Source organism: Sorangium aterium (genome assembly GCF_028368935.1).
Lineage (GTDB): Bacteria > Myxococcota_A > Polyangia > Polyangiales > Polyangiaceae > Sorangium > Sorangium atrum.
On sequence record NZ_JAQNDK010000001.1, the window covers coordinates 2,613,521 to 2,636,500 of the forward strand.

The following is a 22,980-nucleotide window of genomic DNA, read 5'->3' on the forward strand; positions in this document are numbered from 1 at the left end:
CAGGCGCATGCGGACGGGAACCGTAACAGAAAAGCTCTCGCCGACGATGGGCGTTCTGCTCCTCGTCTGCGGCGTCTGCGTCAGTTGCGCCAGCTCCTGCGCCAGCGATCATCAGGTCTCTCCCTGGGGTGCAGCGGGCAGACCGACGCTCGGCGCGTTCATCGCGCCTCCGGACCTCGACGCTCGGCTGCACGCCATCGACGTGGAGGCCGCCGAGCTCGGGCTGACGCTCGAGGTCGAGCTCCGAGGCGCGCTACGGCGCGGCGGCGCGGTGGTCGTGCGCGGCTACAGCGGGACCGACGCGCTCGGGCGCCGCACCTCGGCGGTCCGCGTGGCGACGCCGCGCGGCGTGGTCCTCGCCGCGGGGCCCCTCGACGCCAGGCGCGTGGACCATAGCCAGGCGACCCAGCTGATACCGTCGCTGCTCCCGGGCTCCGAGCCGGAGGCGACGGAGCAGCTCGGGGTGTTCCGCTCCGGGACCGATCTCAACCGAGACGGCGCTCCGGACGTCGTGCTCCGAAATGAGAATGGCGAGCTGGAGATCTGGGCCGTGCAGCCGCTCGGCGCGGCCCGGTACGCCGTCGAGCTCGCGGCGCCGCCGCGGTTCGCGCTCGACGTCGATCGAGACGGCACCCTGGAGCTCGCCGGCCGGATCCCGCTGGACGAGGGGGATCCCATCGCGCCGGATCTCCTCGACGTCGCGGGGTTCGAGGGAGATCGCTACACGCACCGCGGCAGCGTCGCGCGGGCGTTCCATGCAGCGCGCGTCGAAGGCCCCGGCGCGGAGACGGCCGGCCAGGGCAAGCGGCAGGAGCCGCCAAAGGACGACGCCGCGCGCCTGCGGGGAGCGCTCGAGCGGGCCTGGCACGCGGTGCTCGCCGGCAGGCCGGCGGCCGAGGCGCTCGCGGCGCTCGACCGAGAGCCGGTGCCGCCAGCGCTCCGGGGCGCGTTCTCCGCGCACCGCGCGCGCGTTGCGGGCGCCATGGCGGCGGCCGCGAGCGGTCCACCGGCCAGGGGGGCGCCACCCGGCGAAGGCGGCGCCCCTACTCGTCCGCAGGGAGCATCGGAAACGCCTGCTCGAAGGTGACGAGGATGTCGCCGGGGAGCGCGTCAGGCTCCTTGTAGCCGCGCGTCAGCGGCACCCCCCAGTCGGCGCGCATGACGACGCGGTTGAGCTGCGGGAAGAGGGCCCGCACCCCGAAGCCAGCCGACTGCTTGAGGCGCAGATCATCGAAGCCGTCGAAGGCGTCGCCCGCGTCGAAGAAGGCCGCGCCCGCGACCTGGCACGACCAGACCTCGACGGGCCGCGTGCGGAGCTCCAGGTTCGCGGAGAGCACGTCCTCGCCGATGAACGCCGCCGTCGGGTACCCGCGGAGCCGCGTGTCGCCACCGAGCACCGACCTCCTGTTCAGGTAGTTCCTGTATCGGTCGAGCAGGCGCACGTCGAACACGAGCCGCCCGACGCCGAAGCTCGGCGTATGAACCCGCGCGCGCGCCTCGATGGAGGCGTCGAAGATCTGCGAGCCGTCGAGCTCGGTGACGCTCTCGACCACGGCGCGCGCGAGGCCGTCGCCGAGCGCGACGGTGTACGCCGCGGCGGCGGAGATCCCGAGGAAGTTCCGGCTGGAGTTGAGCGCTGTCGTGACCGGATAGATCAGGATCGCGAGCTCGTGCCCCAGCCGGTAGTCCTCCTGCAGCGCGAGCGTGTTGAAGTCGAGGACGCGCAAGAAGCGGGTCGAGTACGTCGCGTACTTAAACGTCGGCGCGACGCGGGTGTCGCTCACCGGCATCACGCGCCTCTCGAACTCGGCGATCGCGGCCGGGGCGAGGCCCTCCGGCGCGTCGAAGCGATAGACCTTGCGGCTCGCCTCGATGCCCACCGAGACGTCGTGCTTCACGGTCGAGGACCTCGCCGCGCCGCCGCCGAAGCTGCGCGTGACGGCGTAGCTGCCCACCAGGAGGTCGCTCCGGTAGCGGTACGGGACGCGATCGTCCCCCGGCGTGGCCGCCGCGTCGAAGGTGGCGAGCTTCGTGCCGACGAAGCGGCGGGTCACCTCGTCGCGCCAGGAGATCTCGGCTCCCCAGGCCCACTCCGCCTGCGTCGCGTAGAGCGGCTGCCCGTAGATGAACTCGCCGCTCGTGCCCTCGAAGTCGCCGGTCTCCCGGTCGATGATCGCGTTCGCCTGGGTCCGCAGCCGCACGTGGCTGCCCCCGATGCGCGGCATCGCGTAGGTGGCGCCGAGCGAGAGCGCGCCGGGATCGAGCGCGAGCTGCGCCGCCACGGCGTGGTGGATCCCGAGCAGGTTCTGCTCGCTGGGCTGCAGGAACAGGTACTCGAGCTGCCCGCCGGCGATGCGGTAGTCCGAGTTGAGGCGCAGGCTCCAGACGTCCTTGGTGACGACGGCGACCCGCACCCGATCCGGAGCGCCGCCCCGCACGGCGAAGACGAGGACGAGCGACAGCTGGCTCAGCTCGCGCAGGTTGCGCGCCGACTCGTCGGCGAGCGCCTGCTCGTAAGGAAGCCCGACCGCGAGCAGCACCTCGCGCCGGATGACGTACGGCCGCGAGAGCGCGTGGAACCAGTTCAGGAAGGCCGGCGCAGGATCGCGGTCCTCGATCACCTCGAGCGGGACCACGTCGATCCCCTCGACGATCTTCCCTTCGGGGGCAGGATCGAGGGGCGCCCGGAGGCGCGACAGGACGCGCTCGATGGTGGCGCTCTCGTAGCTCGAATAGCCCTCGCGCCGAGCCGGCGCGGCGAGCGCCGCCGTCCCGCCCTGCTTCGCGGCGGGCGCCGCCGTCCCGCCCTGCTGGGCCTGCGCCTCGATCGAGAGGAGCGCCCCGAGGGCCGGGATCGCGAAGCGCACCAGCACGATCGATGCGCTACGCACGAGCCGCTCGCCTCAGAAGGACTCGTTGGCAGGGTACGTCGCCATGACGTTGATCTTGTACTTCACGTACTGGTGCGGGATCGTCCCCCAGTCGGGCGTCGGCATGGCCCGCTTCACGCAGCGGAGCAGCTCCTTCGTCTTCGCGCGGCTCACCGTCGTCGACTTGCCCACGTAGAGGTTGGTCCGCTTCCGCCGGAAGTCCATCTCGAGGACGAAGCTCACCGTGACGCCCGTCTTGTCGGAAGGGGCGCACTGGACGTTGTCGCGGATCGCGCGCGACAGGCCGTCCTCGAAGAAGGTGACGTGATCGCAGCGCTCGGGCGGGGTGGTCCCCGGGCCGGGGTTCTCGCACTTGATCGTGGTGAACGGCGAGAGCGTGACGCCCTCCGCCAGCGCGGCGCCCGCGTCGGAGAGCGCGCCGGCGTCCCAGGCGTAGGCGCCGGCGTCAGCCGTCGCGGCGTCCGCGGAGGGGATCGACTCGGGCTTCGGGCGCCGCCACAGGTAGAGCGGCACCGCCACCACGATGAGGCCCGCGACGAGCGCGATGATGATCTGGAGCCGCACGGGGCGCTCGCTGCCGCCGCGACCGAGGTAGCGGTACGGCGAGGGTTGAGACGGCGGACTGGAGGTGGAAGGGAACGGAGGCCTGCTGTTCATCGGACACGCTCAGGCTCAATCGATGAGCGTCCGCGCAGGGCGCCCGGGCTCGCCCTTCACCAGCGTCGCGCCGAGCTCCAGCGTCTCGGGGAGCATCCCCTGAACCTGCGCGACCACCTGCTCGACCACGTGACGGGCCTCGTCGATGCTCGGCCCCACGATCGAGACCACGAACTTGAGCGGCCCCGTCCGGCCCGCGACGGCCGGCGTGAGGCTGAGCAGGAGCATCTCGGTCAGATCGATCACCCGCTGCGCCGCCTTCCGCAGGGCGAGCATCTCCAGGATGGTCGGGCGCTCGCTGACCTGGCGGTTCGGCCCGCGCAGCTCGTACCGCGCGACCTGCATCGGCACCTCGGCCCAGTCGGCGAACAGGCCGTCCTCGTCGATCGCCTTCATCAGGTGCTCGCGCACGAGCAGACCCGTGAGGCCGTCGCGCTTCGCGAGGTACTGCTTCGCGCGCCGGTGCTGCGGCGAGTCCGGGCCGAACGTCACGAGCTTCATCCGGCACTCGCCGACCTGCACCTCGCCGCCGTGCAGCAGCGAGACCTGCGACTTGCGCTCGTAGTTGAAGTCCGCGTAGCTGCCGTTCGTGCTGCCCTGGTCCTCGATGAACCACGAGCCCGTCTGCCACTTCAGGATCGCGTGCGCCCCCGAGACGGTCGCCTCGGGCACGCACAGGCTCTGATCGCTGCGGCGGCCGAGCGCGAGCTTCGTGTCGTGCAGCGGCAGCAGAGAGCCCACGATCTCGGGCGCGTTCGTCGCGTACGTCACGAGCAGCGACTGCGCCCCGGGGGTGAAGTTCAGCTTGAGCGCGCCGCCCGGCGGCGGGCCCGGATCGAGGCGCTCGCGCGGCAGCTGGATCGGGCTCGTCGTGAGCTGCGACGGGTTGAAGAAGCGCATGTGCCGCGCCTGCGGCCGCATCGACGGGTCCTCGTTGAGGCCGCGGAAGATCTGCCGCACCTCGTCGATCGACAGGCCCGCCGGGACGTCGAACATGATCTGCTGCTTCATCGTCTTGACCCGCGGCTTGTAGCCGGGCTCCGGGACGCGGCAGGTCCACATCTCCCAGAGGGTCAAGGCCATGGCGTACACGTCGTCCTCGGGGCTCGCGCCGCCATTGCGCAGCCGCTCGGGAGACATGTAGTTCGGCGTGCCGCCGTCGGGCGGGGCGCCTGGACGGCGCGCCGAGGCGCGCGCGCGCTCCTGGGCGAAGCCGAAGTCGAGGATCACCGCGCGGCCCTCGGAGACCATCACGTTGCCGGGCTTCAGGTCGCCGTGGACGAGGCCCTGCGCGTGGATGGCCGCGAGCCCGTTGCAGACCTCGCTCGCGATCTTGCGGAACTCGTCCGCCGAGTAGCCGCCCTGGGCCTTGCGCTTGCGGATGTGCGTGTGGAGCGTCTGCCCGGGGATCTGCTCCATCACGAGGATGGGGCCCCACGGGCTCGGCGCGAGGTCGTGCACGCGACAGACGTTCGGATGGCCCACCGAGCGCGCGAGGAGGAGCTCCTGGCGGAGCGCCTCGTCGTCGCCTGGCATGCGCGACTCTTCGCGGACCACCTTGAGGGCCACGGTCTGCTGCGTCGAGCGATCGAAGGCTAGGAAGACCTCGCCCATGCCGCCCTTACCGAGGCTCTGACGGATGTCGTAACGGTCATTGATGACCGTTCCGGCAGTGATGGGAGGAGGGGGTGTCTTGGTCACGGCCCGCGGTGGATAAAAGGAGCGCGAACCGGAGCGTGCCCGACACCGGCTGCGGCGCACAGCGTCGTCCATCTGAACGTAGAGCGCAACGGTCGTTCGGAGGGAGAGGCCGGACACCGCGCGGAGGTGGCCGCTTCCCCGCTGATTTGGGCCAAGATCGCCCTTCCGAATGTCCCGGCCGCCGGGATCCCTTGACGATGACGGCTGATTTGTTTACGCGCCTCGGCCAGTCCGGCGCGACCGCCCCGCGCACGCCGGCGAGCGCGCGCTGTACGCCGGGCCAGCGAGCCGTTGAAGCCACGTCCATCCACCGGACGGGCGAGAAGGTCGGCCTCTCCGCGATGGCCTGAGAACGGCCCAGCGGACCGATGTTCGTCCGGGACGACACAGCGGGCGCGACGCGCTCGCGCCGATCGCCGTCGCCTTGCTCGCGCCGGTCGCCGTCGCCTTCAGCGACGACGGTGCTCGCGTGCGCAACGCGTGCGCGCCGACGGCTCCCTGGCTCCGCTCATGCGCTTCGCGATCGCAGGCACGTCGCTCGCCCTCTCTCTTCGCCGACGACGCGAACCGCCGGTGGATGGGCGGCCTCGCGCTGAACGCGGCTCCCTGTCCGTGGTCGCGTCCGCCGCAGATCGACCCCCTTCCGACCTCGCGCCGCGCAGCGCTCCACGACGGAGCGATCCGCCCGCGAACCGCGCAGACCGAGGCGATGCGCAGGCCGTGCAGACGTCCCGCTGCTGCGCGCGATCCGTCTACGTTCTTCGCGCCACAGCGACCCGCCAAGGTCACCGACGTTCAGCCTCGTGCGGCCCGCCACGCATCACTGACCGTACGGACGGCAGCGCACCATTCGCCGTGCATTTCCTGCTTGTATCGTGGCACTGCAGATTGACACCTCAGAGTCGCCTCAGTCACACTGCTCCCGAGGCGGCTGCTGTGTGTCCAATCTTCACCTCCTCCCGCTGCCCGAGGAGAGGCGCGACATGCCTGATAGCGGACAGCGAGAGGTAACCGGCAGCTCGAAGGTCTCGAGGGCTGCCGCGACAGACCCGCTGCTGGGGCGTGTCATCAACGGCCGCTTCAAGATCGTCAGCGTCATCGCCCGCGGCGGCATGGGGAAGGTGTACAGGGCCGAGCAGGCGCCGCTCGGCCGCATCTGCGCGCTCAAGGTGCTGAGCCCCAAGTACGAGGGCGACCACGATCCCGAGTTCCACAGGCGCTTCTTCCTCGAAGCGTCGATCGCGGCGAAGCTCACGCACCCGAACACGGTCACCGTGTTCGACTACGGCCAGAGCGACGACGATATCTACTACATCGCGATGGAGTACATCGAGGGGAAGACCCTGCACCGCGTGCTCCGCGAGGAAGGGCCGTTCTCCGAGGCGCGCGCGGCCCACATCGCGCGCCAGATCTGCCGGTCGCTCCGCGAGGCGCACGGGCTCGGCGTCGTGCACCGCGATCTCAAGCCGGGCAACGTGCTGCTCGTCGATCACGAGGACGAGCACGACCACGTGAAGGTGCTCGATTTCGGGCTCGTCAAGGACACCCAGAGCGGCGAGGACCTGACCCAACAGGGCCTGTTCATGGGCTCGCCCAAGTACATGGCGCCCGAGCAGATCACCGGCGACGACGTCTCGGCGCGCACCGATATCTACGCGCTCGGCGTGATGATGTACGAGATGCTGTCGGGCCAGGTGCCCTTCGACAAGGGCGCGAGCGTCGGGACGCTCATGTCGCACGTCCACGACCAGCTCCCGCCGATGCAGGCCCACAACCCGCAGCTCTCCATCTCGCAGACGATGGAGGGGATCGTCTATCGCTGCCTGGAGAAGGACCCGGCGCATCGCTTCTCCTCGATGAACGAGCTCGTCACCGCGCTCAAGTTCGCCGCGGGCGGCATCTCCACGCGAGACACGGGCGAGAACCCGCCCATGCCGTCCAGCACGACGGGCTACCGCGCGTCGTTGCCCTCGTATCCGTCGGCGCCCTCGCGTCCGTCGGCCACGCCGTACCCGTCGGCGCCTTCGTATCCGTCGGCCGCTTCGTACCCGTCGACGCTCTCGCGTCCGCCGGCCACGCCGTACCCATCGGCGCCTCCGCATCCGCCGGCCACGCCGTACCCATCGGCCCCTCCTCTCTCGACGACGAGCGATTTTCCGGGCCTCTCCACGCCGAACTCGTCGCCCCCCACGAGCTCGCCCGCCACCTATACAGGCCCCCTCGCCACGGACAGCGCCCTCAAGCAGCCGGCGGCGCCCGTCTTCGTCCCCCCGTCGATCACCGACGCGATGGGATCGCGCCCAGCGCCGCCCGCGGAGGGGCTCTCCTCCACCCAGACCGGCGCGGGCCCAGGTCGAAAGGTCATCCCCTGGGCGCTCGCCGCGACCCTCGGTGTCGGCGTCGGCGTCACCGCCGTCCTGCTGGCGCGCGCGCCGGCCGCCCAGACGGGCGCGGCGGCGCGCGAGCAGGGCGCGGTGAGCCCGCCTCCACCCGCAGCGCCGGCTCCGGCAGCGCCGGCGGCGCGGGGGCTGCAGATCGAGAGCACGCCGCCCGGCGCGGCCGTCAGGGAAGGCAACAAGGAGCTCTGCGCCGAGACGCCGTGCGAGATCGTCTGGCGAGGGGCCGCGGCCGCGCTCGCGCTGGAGCACGAGCTCGTGTTCGAGAAGCCGGGCTACAAGCCCGCCACGGTGCGCGTCTCCGGCGCCGAGGAGAAGGTGCGCGCGAAGCTCGACCCGGCCGCGATCGCGGCGCCGGCGGCCCTGAGCAAGCCCAGGGCGAACATCCAGAAGCCCGAGCCGTACAAGAGCAACCCCTACTGACGAGGGCGCGGACGCGCCCCGGCCGCTCTTCTGGTAGAGTCGCGGCGCTCTCGCGGCTGCGACCCCTTACCATGGCCGCAGTGGCTTCACGTTCGCGCGAGGAGCTCACCGGACGCTCCTCGCGTCGACCCGTCATGAAGTGTTCGGTGTGATGTGGGGAGCAGCGCCGTCAGCGCTCCCGAGCTCTCGCCGGGATCGCCGTCGCTCCCCGGCCCCGCTGAGGACAGGGCGAACTCATGTCGTCTTCCGATTCCTGCTCGCACCGCCGCCGCGACGCCGTCCCGGCGCTCGACCCGACCCACGACGCCCGCGCAGCGCGGCCGCGCCGCGCGACGGCGCTCCAGCGGAAGCTCCTCGCCTGCGCCGTCGCCTTCGGCGCGATGACCGCCGCGCGCGGCGCGCTCGCCGACGCCCGCACCGAGGCGCGCCTCCACTTCCGGGCAGGCATGGATCTCATCGCCCAGAAGCAGTTCGACGAGGGCATCCGGCAGCTCCAGAAGGCCAACGAGATCCTCCCCCACCCGAACGTCACCTTCAACATCGCGCGCGCGCACGCCGAGGCCGGCCACATCGAGCAGGCGCTCGCCGCCTACCGCGAGTACATCGCCAGCGATCCCCCGGACCGTGAGCAGGTGACGCGGATCGTGGAGCAGCTGGAGCAGCGCCTCGCCGCGCAGCGCACCGCGGCGATCCCCGAGCCGAAGCAGCCGCCGACGCCCGCGCCGCAGCAGCCGGCGCCGCAGCAGCCCGCCCCCGGCGAGGCCCCCGCGCCGCCCGCCTCGCCGGCCCCCGCCGGGGAGCCGGCCGCACAGGGCGCGCCCGCGGCGGCCGCGACGAAGGCGGCAGCGCCGGCGCCAGGGCCAGGATCGAAGGCGGCCCCCGGCGACGCCGCGGGGATCGTCGGCGCGGCCCGGACCGAGGACGTCTACCAGGAGACGGTCGTCACCGCCTCGCGCGGCGCCCAGAGCCCGCTCGACTCGCCGAACTCGACGACCATCGTGACCCGGCAGGACATCCGGCTCTCCGGGATCACGCGCATCCCCGAGCTGCTACGGCGCGTCGCCGGCATGGACGTCATGCAAATCACGGGCGGCGACGAGAACGTGTCGATGCGCGGCTTCAACAGCCGCCTCGCCAACAAGATCCTCGTCCTCGTGAACGGGCGCACGGTCAAGAACGACGTGCTCGGCTCGACCTTCTGGGAGGCGCTCTCGATCGACGTGGATCAGATCGAGCGCATCGAGGTCGTGCGCGGCCCGGGCTCCGCGCTCTACGGCGCCGACGCGTTCGCCGGCATCGTCAACATCATCACGATCGAGCCCGGCGTCGGGAAGAGCGGCTTCCGCGCGGGCTACGGGGATCACCGGCAGGGCTACGCCTCGGTGTGGGCCTCCGCGCGCGAGGGCGATTTCGCGTACCGCCTCTCCGCGGGCTACACCCGCTACCCCCGGTGGTCGCGCGAGGTCGCGGACGACCGCATCGACCTCGAGACGAGCGGCCAGAGCCAGGATCTCGGCGCGCAGAACGTCCGCATCGACCTCCGGACGTCGCAGCGGCTCGGGCCGCAGCGCGAGCTCACGGTGGGCGCCGGCTACTCCCGGAGCGAGCTCGACATCTACGGCATCGGCCCGTTCAACGACTACAACCTGGAGGTCGCCAACGCCGACGTCGCGGTCGCGTACCGCAGCGAGAACGTCAACGCGCGGACGTACTACTCGAACCTCGACGGGTACTCGCTGCTCAACGCCGCGTACCTCGGGCACACCCTGTTCGCGGGGCGGCCGCAGCAGCACGTCGTGAACGCAGAGCTCGAGTTCGTGAAGACGCTCCGCGCGCCCAGCCCCGTCGTGCACGACTTCCACATCGGCCTCGGCTACCGGCTCAAGGCGACGTCGTGGAGCTACCTCGAGGACGACATGCCGCTCGAGCACCAGGGCTCGGTGTTCCTCCAGGACTCGATGAAGCTCGGCGAGCGCGTCACGGTGGTCGCGTCCGGGAGGCTCGACTACGTGCCCTACCTGGAGCGGCTCATCCCGTCGCCGCGCGGCTCCGTCATCTTCAAGCCGACCGAGCGCCAGGCGATCCGCGTCTCCGGCTCGACGGCGTTCCGCTCGCCCACGTCGCTCGAGGCCTACGTCGACCTGCCCATCCAGCTCGCGCTGCCCGGCCTCGAGCTCCTCTCGACCTCGAGGACGCCGGACAGCTCCGAGCGCCCCATCGACCCCGAGCAGATCATCACCGCCGAGGCGAGCTACCTGAACCAGCAGAGCGATTACTTCGAGTTCGAGATCACCGCGTACTACAACCGCGTGAGCGATCTCATCGTGCTCGCCGAGCCTCAGCGCACGACCCTCTCGCAGCGCGCCCACGGGTCCGGGGGGCTGAACCCGGAGACGGGGAGATACACCTCGGGCTTCGGCGGCTTCGAGAACCAGAGCGACGTCTACCACGTCTTCGGGGGCGAGCTCGGCGGCCGCGTCTACCCCATCGAGGGGCTCGACATCTTCGCCAACTACGCGCTCAACCGCTCGGTGCACCGGCGCCCTGACGGGCGCGACACGCTCGAGGACGCCCGCACCAGCCGGCACAAGGTGAACGCAGGGGTCCAGGTCCGCACGCCGATCGGCGTCGACGGCGAGGTCACGCTCCACTACCAGTCCTCGCAGGTGTGGGCCGAGCAGGTCCCGACGGGGACGGTCATCGCCACGAAGCAGTACGAGCTGCCCGCGTACACGCTGCTCAACGCGCGCGTCGGCTACCGCTTCCTGGACCGCGCCGAGATCTCCGCGACCGTGTTCAACGCGCTCGACGGGCTCGGCGACAACGCGCTGCAGATGCACCCGTTCGGCAACCGCATCGGCCGGCGCTTCATGGGATTCTTCAGCTACTCGCTCTAGTGCTCGCTCTAGCCACCGCCATGCTCCGACCCAGCCCCCGCACCGGTCTCCTCCTGCTCGGCGCACTCCTCGCGGCCCTCCCGGGCTGCGACGACGTGGAGGTCTTCGTCCCGCTGCCGGACCAGAGCGGCCCCGCCGGGGTGCTCGACGGCACGGTGACGTACGCCGGACCCAGGCCCTGCACGAAGGACGGCCACGTCGTCGGCGCGGCGATCGTGCTCGGCTTCGACGCGCGCCTGCTGCCGCCGCCCGAGGGGCTCGGCACCTCGGCCGCGAGCATCGACGTGATCCCCGGCGACGAGCTCTTCGGAGGCCTCGGCGACGAGCTCGATCGCACCGAGGACGGCGCGCTCCACTGCCCCGAGCCGGACGCGCCGCCCGTCACCGTGAGCGCTACCTGGAGGCTCTCGCCCCTGGCCGCAGGCACCTACCAGATCCGCGGATTTTACGATCACGACGGCAACTTCGACCCCACCTTCGGCATCGCCAACCTGCCGACCCGGGGCGACGTGGCGGGCGGCGCGATCGAGAACGCGACCGAGGTGCTCGCTGGCGCCGCGCCGCGGTACCGCGCGATCACCATCGCCGCCCCCATCCCCGAGACGGGCACGCGCGTCAGCGGCATCGCCGTCACCCTCGGGCTCCCGCTCCCGCTGGAGCGGCCGATCTTCCACGTCGCCGAGGTGCTCGCGCCGGCGTCCGGCGTCACGCAGAGCCCGAGCGAGGTGGTCATGGCCTCCGACTTCCAGCTGGAGACGTTCAGCCAGGCCGATCCCGCCGGCACCGAGGCGTCGCTCCTGCGCCTGCGGCTCGCCGCGGGGGTGCCGGACGGCGAGGTCGCGCGCGCGGCGAAGCCCCCGCTCTCGCTGCCGGTGGGCGGCGAGGCCGCGCCGACCCTCACCTACGCGCGGCAGGACGTGAACGGCGACGGGGCGATCGACAGCGACGACCATGTCCCCGACTCGGCCCTGATCCCGGCGCTCTTCCCGATCTCGGTGTTCGCCAAGCAGGACGACGAGGAGCCGCTGATCAGCCAGGCCGCGCCCGCGGTGCTCCTCCAGGGGCTCACGATCTACGACGATCTCGTGACCACGGCCACGCTCGGCCCGGAGCCGCTGAACGAGCCGCGAGACAGCGCGCTCATCGGCGTCCGGCCCGCGGCGCTGTGCATGCACCCGACCGAGCCGCAGCAGGGGGGCGTGCTCGTGCTCAGCCACAAGACCGACAAGGAAGGCCACGACATCATCGCGGAGCGGGACGTGGCCCAGGTCGAAGAGGCGCTGAGCCGGCAGTTCGGGCGAGAGATCAAGGTCGCGTTCGGGTGCCTGCCCGAGGGGCGCTACGCGCTCAGCCTCATCTACGGCACCGGCCAGGCCTGGACCGTGCCCAACGAGGCCGGCGTGTGCGCGCCGTCGGAGGCCGAGACCGGCGACGGCGAGATCTGCGGCGCGCGGCCGCGCCTCGCGTCGCAGCGCGTCGCGCTGGTCATCGGCCCGCCGGACGACGAGGCGTACTGCGCCGAGCACCCGACGCCGGCGGCCTGCGCGCGCTGAGCGCGGCGGCGGCGTCCGGTCCCGAGCGGCGCGGAGGCCGCCGCGATCCGCGCTCGGGCGCGGCGAAAGCGCCGGTTTCCTGCTGGAGGCGGCGGTTGCCTCGCGCGCGCGGACCGATGGTAGGGTCTCGGCATGCGCTGCACTTGCTTTCCCTCGCTTGCTCTTCTGGGGGCGCTCGGCGGCGCCGCGGCGGGCGTGCTCGTTCCATCCGACGCGTCCGGCGGCTGGCCGCCGCCCACGTCGGCCAGCGCAGAGGACATGGCTGAGCCCGAGCACTGGCCGAACGACCCCGACTACGGCACGTCGGTCACGCAGAGCGGACAGTGGAGCTTCTACTCGTTCATCCCGGCCTCGAGCGGGTACGTCCGGCAAGAGGAGTCCGCCGCCGGCATGGCGATCGATCTCGCCTGGCGCTTCACCCAGGGGGATCCGCGCGTCAGGATCGCCGTCGCCGACTCCGGGATCCTCTGGGGAGAGGGGGATCTCCTGGAGAAGGTGTCGCTCAACCAGGGCGAGCTCGCGGCCCACAAGCCGCTGCACGCGGACGGCGCGGCGTGCGGCGGCGACGGCGCGCTCGAGGGCTTCGACTGCAACGGGGATGGGGTCCTCTCCGTCGCGGACTACAGGGACACGCCGGAGCTCACGCCCGCGGCGTCGGAGGGGCGGCCGCAGGGCGATCGGAACGGGAACGGCCAGCTCGACGCCGGCGACCTCATCCTCCACTTCTCCGACGGGATCGACGACGATCAGAACGGCTACGTCGACGACATCGCGGGCTGGGACTTCTTCAAGAACGACAACGATCCGTTCGACGACGCCCGCGACGGCCACGGCACCGAGGGCGCAAAGACGTCGGCCGCGCAGACGAACAACCAGCTGGGCGGCGCGGGCGTCTGCCCGCAGTGTCGGGTCATCCCGCTGCGCGTCGGCGAGAGCCACGTCGCCGACGCGCAGGACCTCGCGAAGGCGCTCCTCTACGCGGCCGACGGCCGGGCCAACGTCGTGCAGTGCCCTGTGACCGCTGTCGACAACACCGGCTTCGTCCAGGCGGCGCTCGACTACGCCCACGCCCAGGGGACGCTCGTCGTCGCGTCGATGGGCAACGAGGGCTCGCGCCACCACGGCGTGCCCGCGACGAGCAACCACGCGCTGCCCGTGAGCGCCGTCCGCTACGACGGCCAGAGCGTCGCGACGTCGACCACGTTCGTCGACGCGTCCCCGTGCTCGAGCTTCGGCGGCAACAACGTCCTGGCCGTGTCGAGCCCCGGCTGCGCCAGCGACGCGACCGCCGAGCTCGCCGGCGTCGCGGGGCTGCTCTACTCCGTCGCCCTCGACCGCGGCGTGTCGCTGTCCCCGGGGGAGGTGCAGAGCTTGCTCATCGCGACCGCCGACGACATCGTGGTGCCGGAGTCGCAGGAGCCCGGGTCGCTGTACCGCTTCTCGCAGGCGGGGTTCGAGCAGCGGTTCGGCCACGGCCGCGTCAACGCGAACCGCGCCGTGGAGGCGCTCAGCGAGGGGCGCGTGCCGCCCGCCGTCGACATCACGTCGCCGCGGTGGTTCGAGGTCGTCTACAAGGATCAGGTCCAGGGCCCGGTGCCGATCGAGGGCACCATCTCGGCGAAGCGGGCGATGGCCTACGACTACTGGGTCGAGTGGGCTGCAGGCGCGCAGCCGCTCGAGGCGGATTTCAAGGTGATCCACAAGGAGGCGAACCTGGCGCCGACGGTCGTCGCCGGCACCGAGGGCCCGATCGCCTCCCTCGACGTGCGCACGATCGACACGTCCCACCTCCGCGACCCCGACAGCCCCCACGGCGAGGACGATCGCGCGATCACGGTGCGCGTCCGCGCGAGGGCCCACTACGCCGCCGGCAACGTGGAGAGCGAGGCGCGGCGCACGGTCCACGTCGACAGCGATCCGACGCTGGTCCAGGGCTTCCCCGTCCGCGTCGGCGACAGCGGCGAGGGCAGCCCGAAGATGGCCGACATCGACGGCGACGGCGTCCGCGAGCTCGTCTATCCGACGGCCGGCGGCGCGCTGCACGTGCTGAAGGTGACGCCCAAGGGGCCGCAGCCGCTGCCGGGGTTCCCGTTCATGACCCGCGCCACCGACGGCCTGCTCGCTCCGCCGCCGTCCCCGGCCACGCCCGATTACCTCGGCGCCCCCCGCGTACAGCAAGGTGAACGGTGAGCTCGGCCGCGAGCCGATCCTGAGCGCGCCCGCCATCGCGGACCTCGACGGCGACGGCAGGCAGGAGATCGCGATCTCCACCTGGCCGGGCACGATCTACGTCGTCGGCGCGGACGGCAGCGACCGGTACGGGTGGCCGATACGCCTCCCCGAGATCCCCTCTTGCCCCCTCGATCCCGGGGCTCCGGCGAGCGCGCCGTGCATGTCCGCGGCCGCGCGGATCGCGCGCGGGGCCTTCGCCTCGCCGGTCCTCGCGGATCTCGACGGCGACGGGCGGCTCGACGTGATCCAGGCGGCGTTCGACGGCACGGTCCACGCGTTCGACAGGGATGGCCGCGCGCTGCGCGGCTTCCCCGTCGAGGTGCACTACGCGGGTCCGCTCGCCGAGGAGCCGGCGCGGAGCCGCCTCCTCGCGACGCCCGCCGTGGCCGACTTCAACGGCGACGGGCTGCCGGATCTGCTGGTCGCGTCGAGCGAGCGGCTCGGCGAGGACGGCGAGGCCGGGGCGGTCTACGTGATCGATGGGCGGGGCACGACCGCGCCCTCCGGGCCCGTGCTCGCGGGGTGGCCCGTCACGGTGCCGTCGCTCTCGCTCGACCCGCTCGCCGCGGAGGGGATCACGGCCTCGGGCGTCGTCGGGCGGTTCGACGGCGCGCTGGCGGGCGTCGTCCAGGGCAACGGCGCGCCGCCGCTCGTCCTCCCGGCCTCGCCCGGCGAGCAGCTCGAGCTCCTGGCGACGCCGGCGGGCGCGCTGCCGCGGGCGAGCGACGGCTCACAGGCCGGGCTCGACCCGACGTTCGGGCCCCTGTCGCCCGCCGCCGGCGCCCGGACGATGATCCCGCTGCTGTCGCAGCCTGCGCTCGGCGACATCGATCAGGACGGCACCCCCGACGTCATCGCCGCGGGCGCGTCGAACGCGGCCGCGCTCGCCCTCACGGGCGCGCAGGGGGCGGCGCAGCCGGGGCCTCACCTGCTCGCCATCTGGAGCGGCAGGTCGGGCGCGATGCTGCCTCGCGCCCCGTTCGTGCTCGAGGACTACGCGATCTCGGGCAGCCAGGCGGTCGTCGATCTGAACGGCGACGGCTACCCCGAGGTGCTGAGCGGATCGAGCGGCTACTTCCTTCACGCCTTCGACGGGTGCGGCCGGGAGCCGCGCGGGTTCCCGAAGTTCACCGGCCAGTCGATCACCACGACGCCCGCCGTGGGCGACCTCGACGGCGACGGCACGCTCGAGATCGCGGTGGGCACGCGCGACGGCTGGCTCTTCGCCTGGCACACCGAGGCGACGACAGGCGCGCTCATCGCCTGGGAGAGCCTCCATCACGACAACCAGAACACGGGCAACCTCGACACGCCGCTCAAGCAAGGGAGCGCGCGGAGGGCGCCGCGACCGCTCACGGTGGACCTGTGCGAAGGCGCGCAGCAGGCGCCGCTCATCCTCCAGCTGGGCGGAGGCTGCGGGTGCGAGGCCGCGGGCGCCGAGCCGCGGCGCGGGTCCGGCGCTCGCGGCGCGGGCGCGGCGCTGGGGGCGGCGCTGGTCGGGGCGATGGCGCTGAGGGGGAGGCGGCGGAGGGCGTAACGAGATCGGTTCCCAAGCTCGCCCCCAGCAGTCCAGTCCCCAACGTGGTCGTGGCCGTGGTCGTGGTCGTGAACGTGGTCGTGGTCGTGGTCGTGGTCGTGGTCGTGGTCGTCAACGGCTCGATCGTGAACGTGAACGTCTCGCTCCGGCGTTCCGCTGCCCTCCGCGATGTTGAGCCGAACGGAACGCGCGGAACCCAACGGAGGCGGCGACGATCGCCGACCAAGGGACCGGCAGAACGTTCACGTCCACGCTCGTGTCGTCGACGACCACGACCACGACCACGACCACGACCACGACCACGGTGGGCAGCGGCGCGGCGGCGGGGTTGTTCACCGCGAGGTGACCTCGACGCCGCAGCCGCCTTACCGGCACGGGCGCCATGCACGCCGCGCAGACGCCAGCGCTAAGCGGGCCGACTTCCGGCCGCCGGCGACGGACCCGGCACACGCCTCGACGCCAGCGACGGACCCGAGCTCGCCGACGCACCTCTCGACGCCTCGGCCGCGGAACTGCTCCAGATCGGCCCACAGCTCCCTCCCGGACATTGCACGTCGTCGCCTACACAGAGGAGCAGAAAGAGGAAGGGCGGTCGGCGTGGAAAGAGGCTGGTGGGAGCCGCGGTGAGAACCAAGAGGACGGTTCCCGACGTGACCTGTTCATGCCCCAAAGCCTTTGGTTTCTAGTTCGGAAGAGGTGCGACACGCGTCAGGGAAGCACACATGAGCCCGGCACGCCGATCGCAATAGGCGCGACATGCGAACATTCAACACCATCACCGCGGCTCTCATCTGCTGCTCCGTCCCTTCGTGCACCATTGATCCGACACCAGAGTCAGAAACCGTATTGGACGAGGAGACCCTAGAGTCGGGCGAGTTGCTCACAGGAGCAGAAGAGAGGTGCCAAGACGCAGTAGACGTGGGGGTCGACATCTGGCGTCTCATGTGCGGAGCAGCGATGGATATATTCTTGACACGTTCGGAAGTAGCTCACTGTATGTCGGAGGGCAACGAAGGGCGAGTCGCGGGCTACAAGAAGTGCCGTTCCAGTTGCCCTACTGCATGCTTCGCGCTGTCGACGCGATGGGAGCTTTACTGTGAAGAGCGCGCGCCCGTGCTCCTGAAGAGCTACTGTGAACAGGCGCGACAAAATGGGCAGAGTAAGTGCCTCAGCTCCTGTTGAGCTAGGGCGCTTGACATCGCCGACGAGCGCGCTAGCTGGTGGGGCATGGCGGACGTGATCGCGCAACGTACCATCGAGCTGACACTTCCGAGCGGGACGCAAGGAAGCATCCGAGTACGAGTGTGGGCACCCGAGTACAGGCCAAGGCCATCCGCTCCGTTCTGGGAAGCTGACGTGGAAGTCGCTGGAGCGGGGAAGACCCATAAGACCAACGGCGTCGGCATCGATGCTTTCCAGGCGTTGTACTGCGCGCTTCAATTGATCCCATCGATGCTCCTCATGTATGAGGACTTGGGCCGGCTCTCGTGGCTCGATGGGGAGTGGCTCGGGTTCCCAGAGTTCAAACTCACTGCGCCGTGACTCCGGCGCGCTGACGCGCGAACGCGCGGCCGGACCAAGGGCGAGCCGCTGACCACAAACTAGCCAGTTGAACATAGACGGCGGCCTCGCGCTGGCGTCCACCTCGATGGCGGCGAGCTCGCCGGTGAGGGAAACGACGGCACGCGCGGCGCGCCCGCGCCGTCGACGCCGGCCGCTCCGCCCTCGGGGGCGAGCCCGACCATGTGAACGGTGCCCGCGCCGAGATCGCCGACGCCCACCTCGACTTCCGCGCCCGCGCTGCCGCGGAGAAGGCGCCGCCCAGCTCGCCTCGATCCCTTGCCGGCAGCGCGCGGAGCTCGGGCCAGGGGCACGCGTCGTCACCCCTGACCTGGACGCCGCACGGCACCGTCGCTAGCTGGGGGTCATGCCGGACCCGATCGCTGAACGCACCCTCACGCTGACACTACCGAACGGGAGCCAAGAAAACATCCAGGTGCGACTCTGGGCGCCCGAATACAGGCCAGCAGCCCTGTGCTGGGAAGCTGACGTTGAAGTCGCTGGGGCGGGAGACAGACATAAGTCCATGGAGCCGGCGTCGATGCATTTCAGGCGCTGTATGGCGCGCTCTACTTGCTCCCGACGATGCTATCCAAAGTTGAAGCAGTTGGCCGGCTCTCGCGGCTCGAAATGGATTGTGTCGGGTTCCCAGAGATCGATATTTCGCTGTCGTGAGCCCATCGCGTCGTCGATCTCGCCGACGCGCACCTCGACCTCCATGCCCGCTGTTCCGCGGCCGCGCTATCCGCTCGACGCCATTCAGGGCTCCTGCCGGGGGGCGCCGCGGGAGCGGCGGCTCCGCCGCGGCGGGCGATGGGCACTCGAGCAGCAGCACAAGCGCGAGGATCGGGTTGTAGAGCAGGCGTCGCATGATCTCACTCCGGGGGCTCAGGGGTGGGAATCGCCCCGCAGGTCGGGGCGTCGTCTTCGCTACCTCCATCCGGGCCGTCGGCGATGCGCGTTCTACCCTGTCCGCGCCGCGTCGCCCGGCGCCGCGCCGGCACCTCCGGCGGCTCCGCCAGCAACCCCGGGACGCGTGCCAGCACTCGCTGGTACGGCTCCTCGGACCTGCTGGTACGCTTCCTCGGACCTGCTGGTACCGCGCCCTGGAGCTGCTGGCACGCTTCTCGGAGCTGCTGGTTCACCTTCTCGGAGCTGCTGGTTCACCTTCTCGGAGCTGCTGGTTCACCTTCTCGGAGCTGCTGGTTCACCTTCTCGGAGCTGTTGGTATGGCTCCCCGGACCTGCTGGTACGCTTTCTCGGACCTGCTGGTACGCTTTCTCGGACCTGCTGGTACGCCTCCCCGGACCGGCCGACACGATTCCTGGCCGTCTCGGCGGCGCTGGCCGCACTCCTGGCCCGCTGGCCGCACTCCAGGTCTGCTGGCCGCGCTCCACGGTCTGCTGGATTCGCGCCCCGGCCTGCTGGGACGCGCCCCGGGCGCGCCGGCGCAGCCCCCCCCGGCGTCGACATCGTGCTCTCCGGACGACCCAGCCCGTCCGTGTCATGACGAGTTCTACCGCGGTGTTACGCTCGCCAGCTCGCCACCCCCACTGGAGGTAGGTTATGGGAATCGAACTCTCACAAGAACAACACGCTGTCCTGAAGGAGACCCGCGCGGTCGCGACCCCCGCGGAGTTCCAGGCCCTCCTCGATACCGCGCGGTCCGAGATGGACCGCATCGTCCGCGAGGTGATGGAGCCGAGCCAACCCGTCTCGACCACCCTCACGGAGCTCCGGGACCTCTATCTGGCCGTCGTCCAGCACGAGGCGCAGCTCGCGAGCAAGGCCTATGGCCCCGAGCGTCGCGCGCTGCTCCGCGGCGCCATCCAGCTCCTCGACACGGCGAACCTCTGGTTCGGCGAGGGCAAGCGCACCGGCGCCTATCAGGTGCGGCCCATCGACCAGGTGATCAAGGCGAGCCGGCCCTGGCGCGCGCGCCTCAAGGCGTTCGCCGACCAGGCGTTCGCGTTCGAGCCGGACGTCGCCGAGCAGTTCGCCGACGTGAACACGAGCGGCACGCTCACCGAGGAGACCAGCGATCTCGCCATGCTGCTCCGGCTCGCCCAGCAGCACCAGGCCCGCCTTGCGCCCGTCGGCCTGACCGAGGACTTCCTGCGCGAAGGCAGCGCCCTGCTCGACGAGGTGAGCGGCCGTGACCTGCTCGGCATCCTCGGGTTGCGCAACCGGGAAGAGGCGATGGTGCTCCGCAACTCCATTGTGACCTACGCCACGCTGCTCGGGAACGAGGCGCGTGCCGCCGGCGTCAACGCTTGCTGGGACATGCCCGAGGTCAAGCGCCGCTTCGGCGCCACCTCGTTCCGCAACGCCCTGCGGCGGCTCCGCCCGAAGCGCCGCGGCAGCGCCGCTGCGCCGGACGAGCCCGCGCCGCCCGAGCCCGCGCCGGTCGAGCCGACAGGCGCGCCGGTCTGAAGCCGCGCCGGATCGAGGACGCGGCGGGCCAGCGCTGCGGAGCCGCCGCAATCTCTCCGTCATTCCGGCAGGAGCGCCTGGCTCAACCGGTCGCGCTCCGCCAAGGCCGAGCTCTCCTCCGGGAAGACCAGGTTGACCTGCCGCTGACCGGAGAGCGCATTCGAGTAGGCCATCGCAGGGGCGGTGATCCCGCCTCATCCAACCTCCTCGCCGCTGCTCTTCGATCCGCGCCGCTCAGCGCCACCCGACCTGCAGCACGCACGCCCCCGAGCTGCCGGCCCCGCAGCGCAGCTCGAGGAGGCGCGCGGTGGACCCTGACGTGGACGTGGCGAGCAGCGCCCGCAGGAAGCCGCTCACGTAGCGGCACATCACCGGCGCGAGCCCGTCGGGCAACCAGAGATCGACCTTCGCGCTGTGGGTCGACGTGCGCTCGACCTGGACGCGCCCCCACGCGTGGAACCGGCGGAGCAGCGGCCCCGCCACCTCCAGCAGCGCCTCCGGCGTCCGCGCGACCTGGAGCCTGCGCAGCATCTCGGGGAGCGCCGCGCTCGCGAGCGCGCCGCCGGCAGCCTCCACGGTCCCGGGGGCCTCGTCGCCGAGCGCGCGCAGGTAGGCCACGAGGGGCGCCACCGGGTAGAGCGCGGCGTCGTCGGTCGCCGCGGCGATGGCGTCGCGATCCGCCGGATCGAGGCCGCTCCACACGCGCGCCTCGCCCCCTTCGCCGAGCCGCCGCGCCGCCTCGGCCCTGCAGAGCCGGAAGGCCAGGCCGCGGCTCAGCGGCGCACCGTCGTGCGGCGCCGGGATCGGGGCCTGCGTGCGCTCACCTGGGCCCGAGAGGAGCGGGCTCGAGAGGAGCGCGGCGGCGAGCGCGTCGGAGAAGGCGACAGGCGAAGCGATGCGCCGGGACGGCTCCGGCTCGAGCGCCCGCGCGAAGAGGGCGTCCACGCTCGGGGAGAGCCCCGGCCGTGCGCGCGAGAGGGCCGTGATCTCCCCGCGCTGCTGCATCGCGACGATGCCGTAGGTGCCCGCCGCCTCGAACGGGGCCCTGCCCGTCAGCATGGCGTAGGTGACCGCCGCGAGGGCGTACGTGTCGAGCGCCGGCTGCGGGTCGGCTGCCCCGGGGATCAGCTGCTCCGGCGCCGCGAAGCCGCGCGTCCCGCCGACGAGATGAGGCCGCTCGCTGCCCAGCCGGGCCCCGAGCCCGAAGTCGATGAGCACCGCCCGCTCGATCCGCGTGTCGAGGAGGATGTTGCCCGGCTTGACGTCCGCGTGCACGTAGCCCTCGGCGTGCATGCTCGCGAGCGCGCCCGCGATCTGGCGGACGACGCAGAGGACCTGGTGGAGGGGCATGAACCCGCCCTGCGGCGCGCGGTCGACGATGTGGCGGTGGATCGTCTCTCCCTCGACGTACTCGAGGAGGAGGTACATGCGCGCGCCGTCGAGCCGCCCCCAGCCGTACAGCTGGACGATGCTCGGGTGCCTCAGCCGCACGAGCGCCTCGGCCTCGCGGAGCAGCGCGCTGTCGTCCGGCTCCGTGACCACCTTGAGCGCGACGAGCTGGCCGAGGAGCTTCTCGCGCGCGAGGTAGACCTGCGACTGGCCGCCCTCGCCCAGGATCGCGGTGATCCAGTACTTGTCGTCCACGAGATCGCCGGGGGCGAGCCGCACGGGCAGCTCGCTCGCGTCGCCCCGGGCGGGCGGCGCGGGTGCGCCGGCGCTCTCCGGCGCAGGCTGCGACGTGGGCCGCTCGTTCGACTCGGTCACGTTCGGCGAGAGGCCGGAGCGCCGCGCGAGCTGCTCGCTCACCAGCCTGGCCGCGAGCTGGAGGGTCGCGATGCTCCCCGCGTCGAACTGCCGGGGCTCGCTGGACACCGCGCACACGCTCCCGACAGCCCCGACCCCCTCGAGGACGACGGGGAACCCGGCGTACGCGCGGACCAGGTTCATGGCCACGAGCGGGTTCTCGGACAGCACGGGGTGCGCCTGGGCGTCCTCGACGATGAGCGGGGCGTTGTCGCGCGCGACGTGCTGGCAGAACGACCACGAGCGCAGCGTCCCGCCGGCGATCGACAGGTCGCGCGGGAGGCCGGTCGCGCCGATGAAGATCTGCCTCGACGAGTCGATGATCGTGACGACGCTGGCCGACGTGCCCACGCCCCGCGCGACGAGCTCGGCGACGACGACGAGCTCGGGGTCGGGCGTCGTGCTGCGCAGGCCTCGCCGCTCGAGCTCGGCGTCGCGCGCGGGGTCGTCGAGGGGGTCGGCGGCGCCGGCCGCCGGCCCGTGGCTCAGGGTAGGACCGTCGCCCGGCGACGGGAGCAGCGCCCCGAGGAGCGCCTCCGCAGTGACCGGCTTGTGGACGACCGCCGCGATCTGCTCGTATCCGCGGATCCGCTCCAGGAAGCCGCGGAACCGCGACGTGACGATGAGCCGCGCGGGCGGCGGCGTCCGATCGGCCGCGCGGACCCAGCCCTCGACCGCGGCGCGGTCCAGATCGGCGACGATGACATCGGCGGCCGCGCAGTCCTCGGGCGTGGGCCGCGCGCTGGGAGGCGTGCAGACGGACCATCCGGCTCCCCGCAGCACCTCGGCCATGTAGTCGCGCTCCGTGGCGATGGGCTCCAGCAGCAGGACGTTGCGCGTCATCGAGCGGCGAGAGTACCTCGCCGGGGAGGGGAGGAGCACAGGCGCTGCCGCGGC

General features: G+C 71.8%; 13 protein-coding genes. 8 read left to right on the top strand and 5 right to left on the bottom strand.

The features are described from left to right. The first annotated feature begins 46 nt into the window (after positions 1–46). Positions 47–1,087 carry an FG-GAP repeat domain-containing protein gene (locus POL72_RS09530; protein ID WP_272094729.1) on the top strand — a complete coding sequence of 347 codons (1,041 nt, stop codon included), beginning with the start codon at positions 47–49 and terminating at the stop codon, positions 1,085–1,087. On the opposite strand, the gene POL72_RS09535 is transcribed toward POL72_RS09530, so the two are convergent. The 3 genes from POL72_RS09535 to POL72_RS09545 are packed head-to-tail and all read right to left on the bottom strand — an operon-like array spanning position 1,044 to position 5,249. After that, complete coding sequence (locus POL72_RS09535) at positions 1,044–2,891, bottom strand: BamA/TamA family outer membrane protein (protein ID WP_272094731.1); 1,848 nt, start codon at positions 2,889–2,891, stop codon at positions 1,044–1,046. The two genes, POL72_RS09530 and POL72_RS09535, sit on opposite strands and share 44 nt — an antisense overlap. A gap of 12 nt (positions 2,892–2,903) precedes the next feature. Then, the gene (locus POL72_RS09540; RefSeq protein ID WP_272094732.1) at positions 2,904–3,548 is read right to left on the bottom strand and encodes a hypothetical protein; all 645 of its coding nucleotides are present in this window, start codon (positions 3,546–3,548) and stop codon (positions 2,904–2,906) included. Positions 3,549–3,563: 15 nt separating this feature from the next. Next, the gene (locus tag POL72_RS09545) at positions 3,564–5,249 is read right to left on the bottom strand and encodes an FHA domain-containing serine/threonine-protein kinase (protein ID WP_012238434.1); all 1,686 of its coding nucleotides are present in this window, start codon (positions 5,247–5,249) and stop codon (positions 3,564–3,566) included. A gap of 983 nt (positions 5,250–6,232) precedes the next feature. Between POL72_RS09545 and POL72_RS09550 the strand changes: the two genes are divergently transcribed. The 6 genes from POL72_RS09550 (at position 6,233) to POL72_RS51630 (ending at position 17,829) form a co-directional block, all read left to right on the top strand. Then, positions 6,233–8,068, top strand: a complete 1,836-nt coding sequence (locus POL72_RS09550; protein ID WP_272094733.1) for a serine/threonine protein kinase — start codon at positions 6,233–6,235, stop codon at positions 8,066–8,068. A gap of 236 nt (positions 8,069–8,304) precedes the next feature. Then, positions 8,305–10,965: a TonB-dependent receptor domain-containing protein gene (locus tag POL72_RS09555; RefSeq protein WP_272094734.1), complete on the top strand. Its 2,661-nt coding sequence runs from the start codon at positions 8,305–8,307 to the stop codon at positions 10,963–10,965. 20 nt (positions 10,966–10,985) lie between these two features. Then, positions 10,986–12,518, top strand: coding sequence for a hypothetical protein (locus POL72_RS09560; protein ID WP_272094735.1), 1,533 nt, complete (start codon positions 10,986–10,988; stop codon positions 12,516–12,518). A 132-nt stretch (positions 12,519–12,650) separates the two neighbouring features. Continuing rightward, complete coding sequence (locus POL72_RS09565) at positions 12,651–14,708, top strand: S8 family serine peptidase (RefSeq protein ID WP_272094736.1); 2,058 nt, start codon at positions 12,651–12,653, stop codon at positions 14,706–14,708. Further along, the gene (locus tag POL72_RS09570) at positions 14,698–16,287 is read left to right on the top strand and encodes an FG-GAP-like repeat-containing protein (protein ID WP_272094738.1); all 1,590 of its coding nucleotides are present in this window, start codon (positions 14,698–14,700) and stop codon (positions 16,285–16,287) included. The genes POL72_RS09565 and POL72_RS09570 overlap by 11 nt, the downstream gene beginning before the upstream one ends. A gap of 1,227 nt (positions 16,288–17,514) precedes the next feature. Further along, positions 17,515–17,829: a DUF6968 family protein gene (locus POL72_RS51630; RefSeq protein ID WP_373372166.1), complete on the top strand. Its 315-nt coding sequence runs from the start codon at positions 17,515–17,517 to the stop codon at positions 17,827–17,829. Positions 17,830–18,435: 606 nt separating this feature from the next. Here the strand turns inward: POL72_RS51630 and POL72_RS09575 are convergent. After that, complete coding sequence (locus tag POL72_RS09575; RefSeq protein WP_272094739.1) at positions 18,436–18,567, bottom strand: hypothetical protein; 132 nt, start codon at positions 18,565–18,567, stop codon at positions 18,436–18,438. Positions 18,568–19,413: 846 nt separating this feature from the next. On the opposite strand from POL72_RS09575, the gene POL72_RS09580 reads away from it, so the two are divergent. After that, positions 19,414–20,280 carry a hypothetical protein gene (locus POL72_RS09580; protein WP_272094740.1) on the top strand — a complete coding sequence of 289 codons (867 nt, stop codon included), beginning with the start codon at positions 19,414–19,416 and terminating at the stop codon, positions 20,278–20,280. A 234-nt stretch (positions 20,281–20,514) separates the two neighbouring features. Here POL72_RS09580 and POL72_RS09585 read toward each other — a convergent pair whose 3' ends face one another. Beyond that, positions 20,515–22,926 (bottom strand): protein kinase domain-containing protein, encoded by a 2,412-nt coding sequence (locus tag POL72_RS09585; protein WP_272094741.1) that lies wholly within the window; start codon positions 22,924–22,926, stop codon positions 20,515–20,517. Positions 22,927–22,980: the final 54 nt, after the last annotated feature.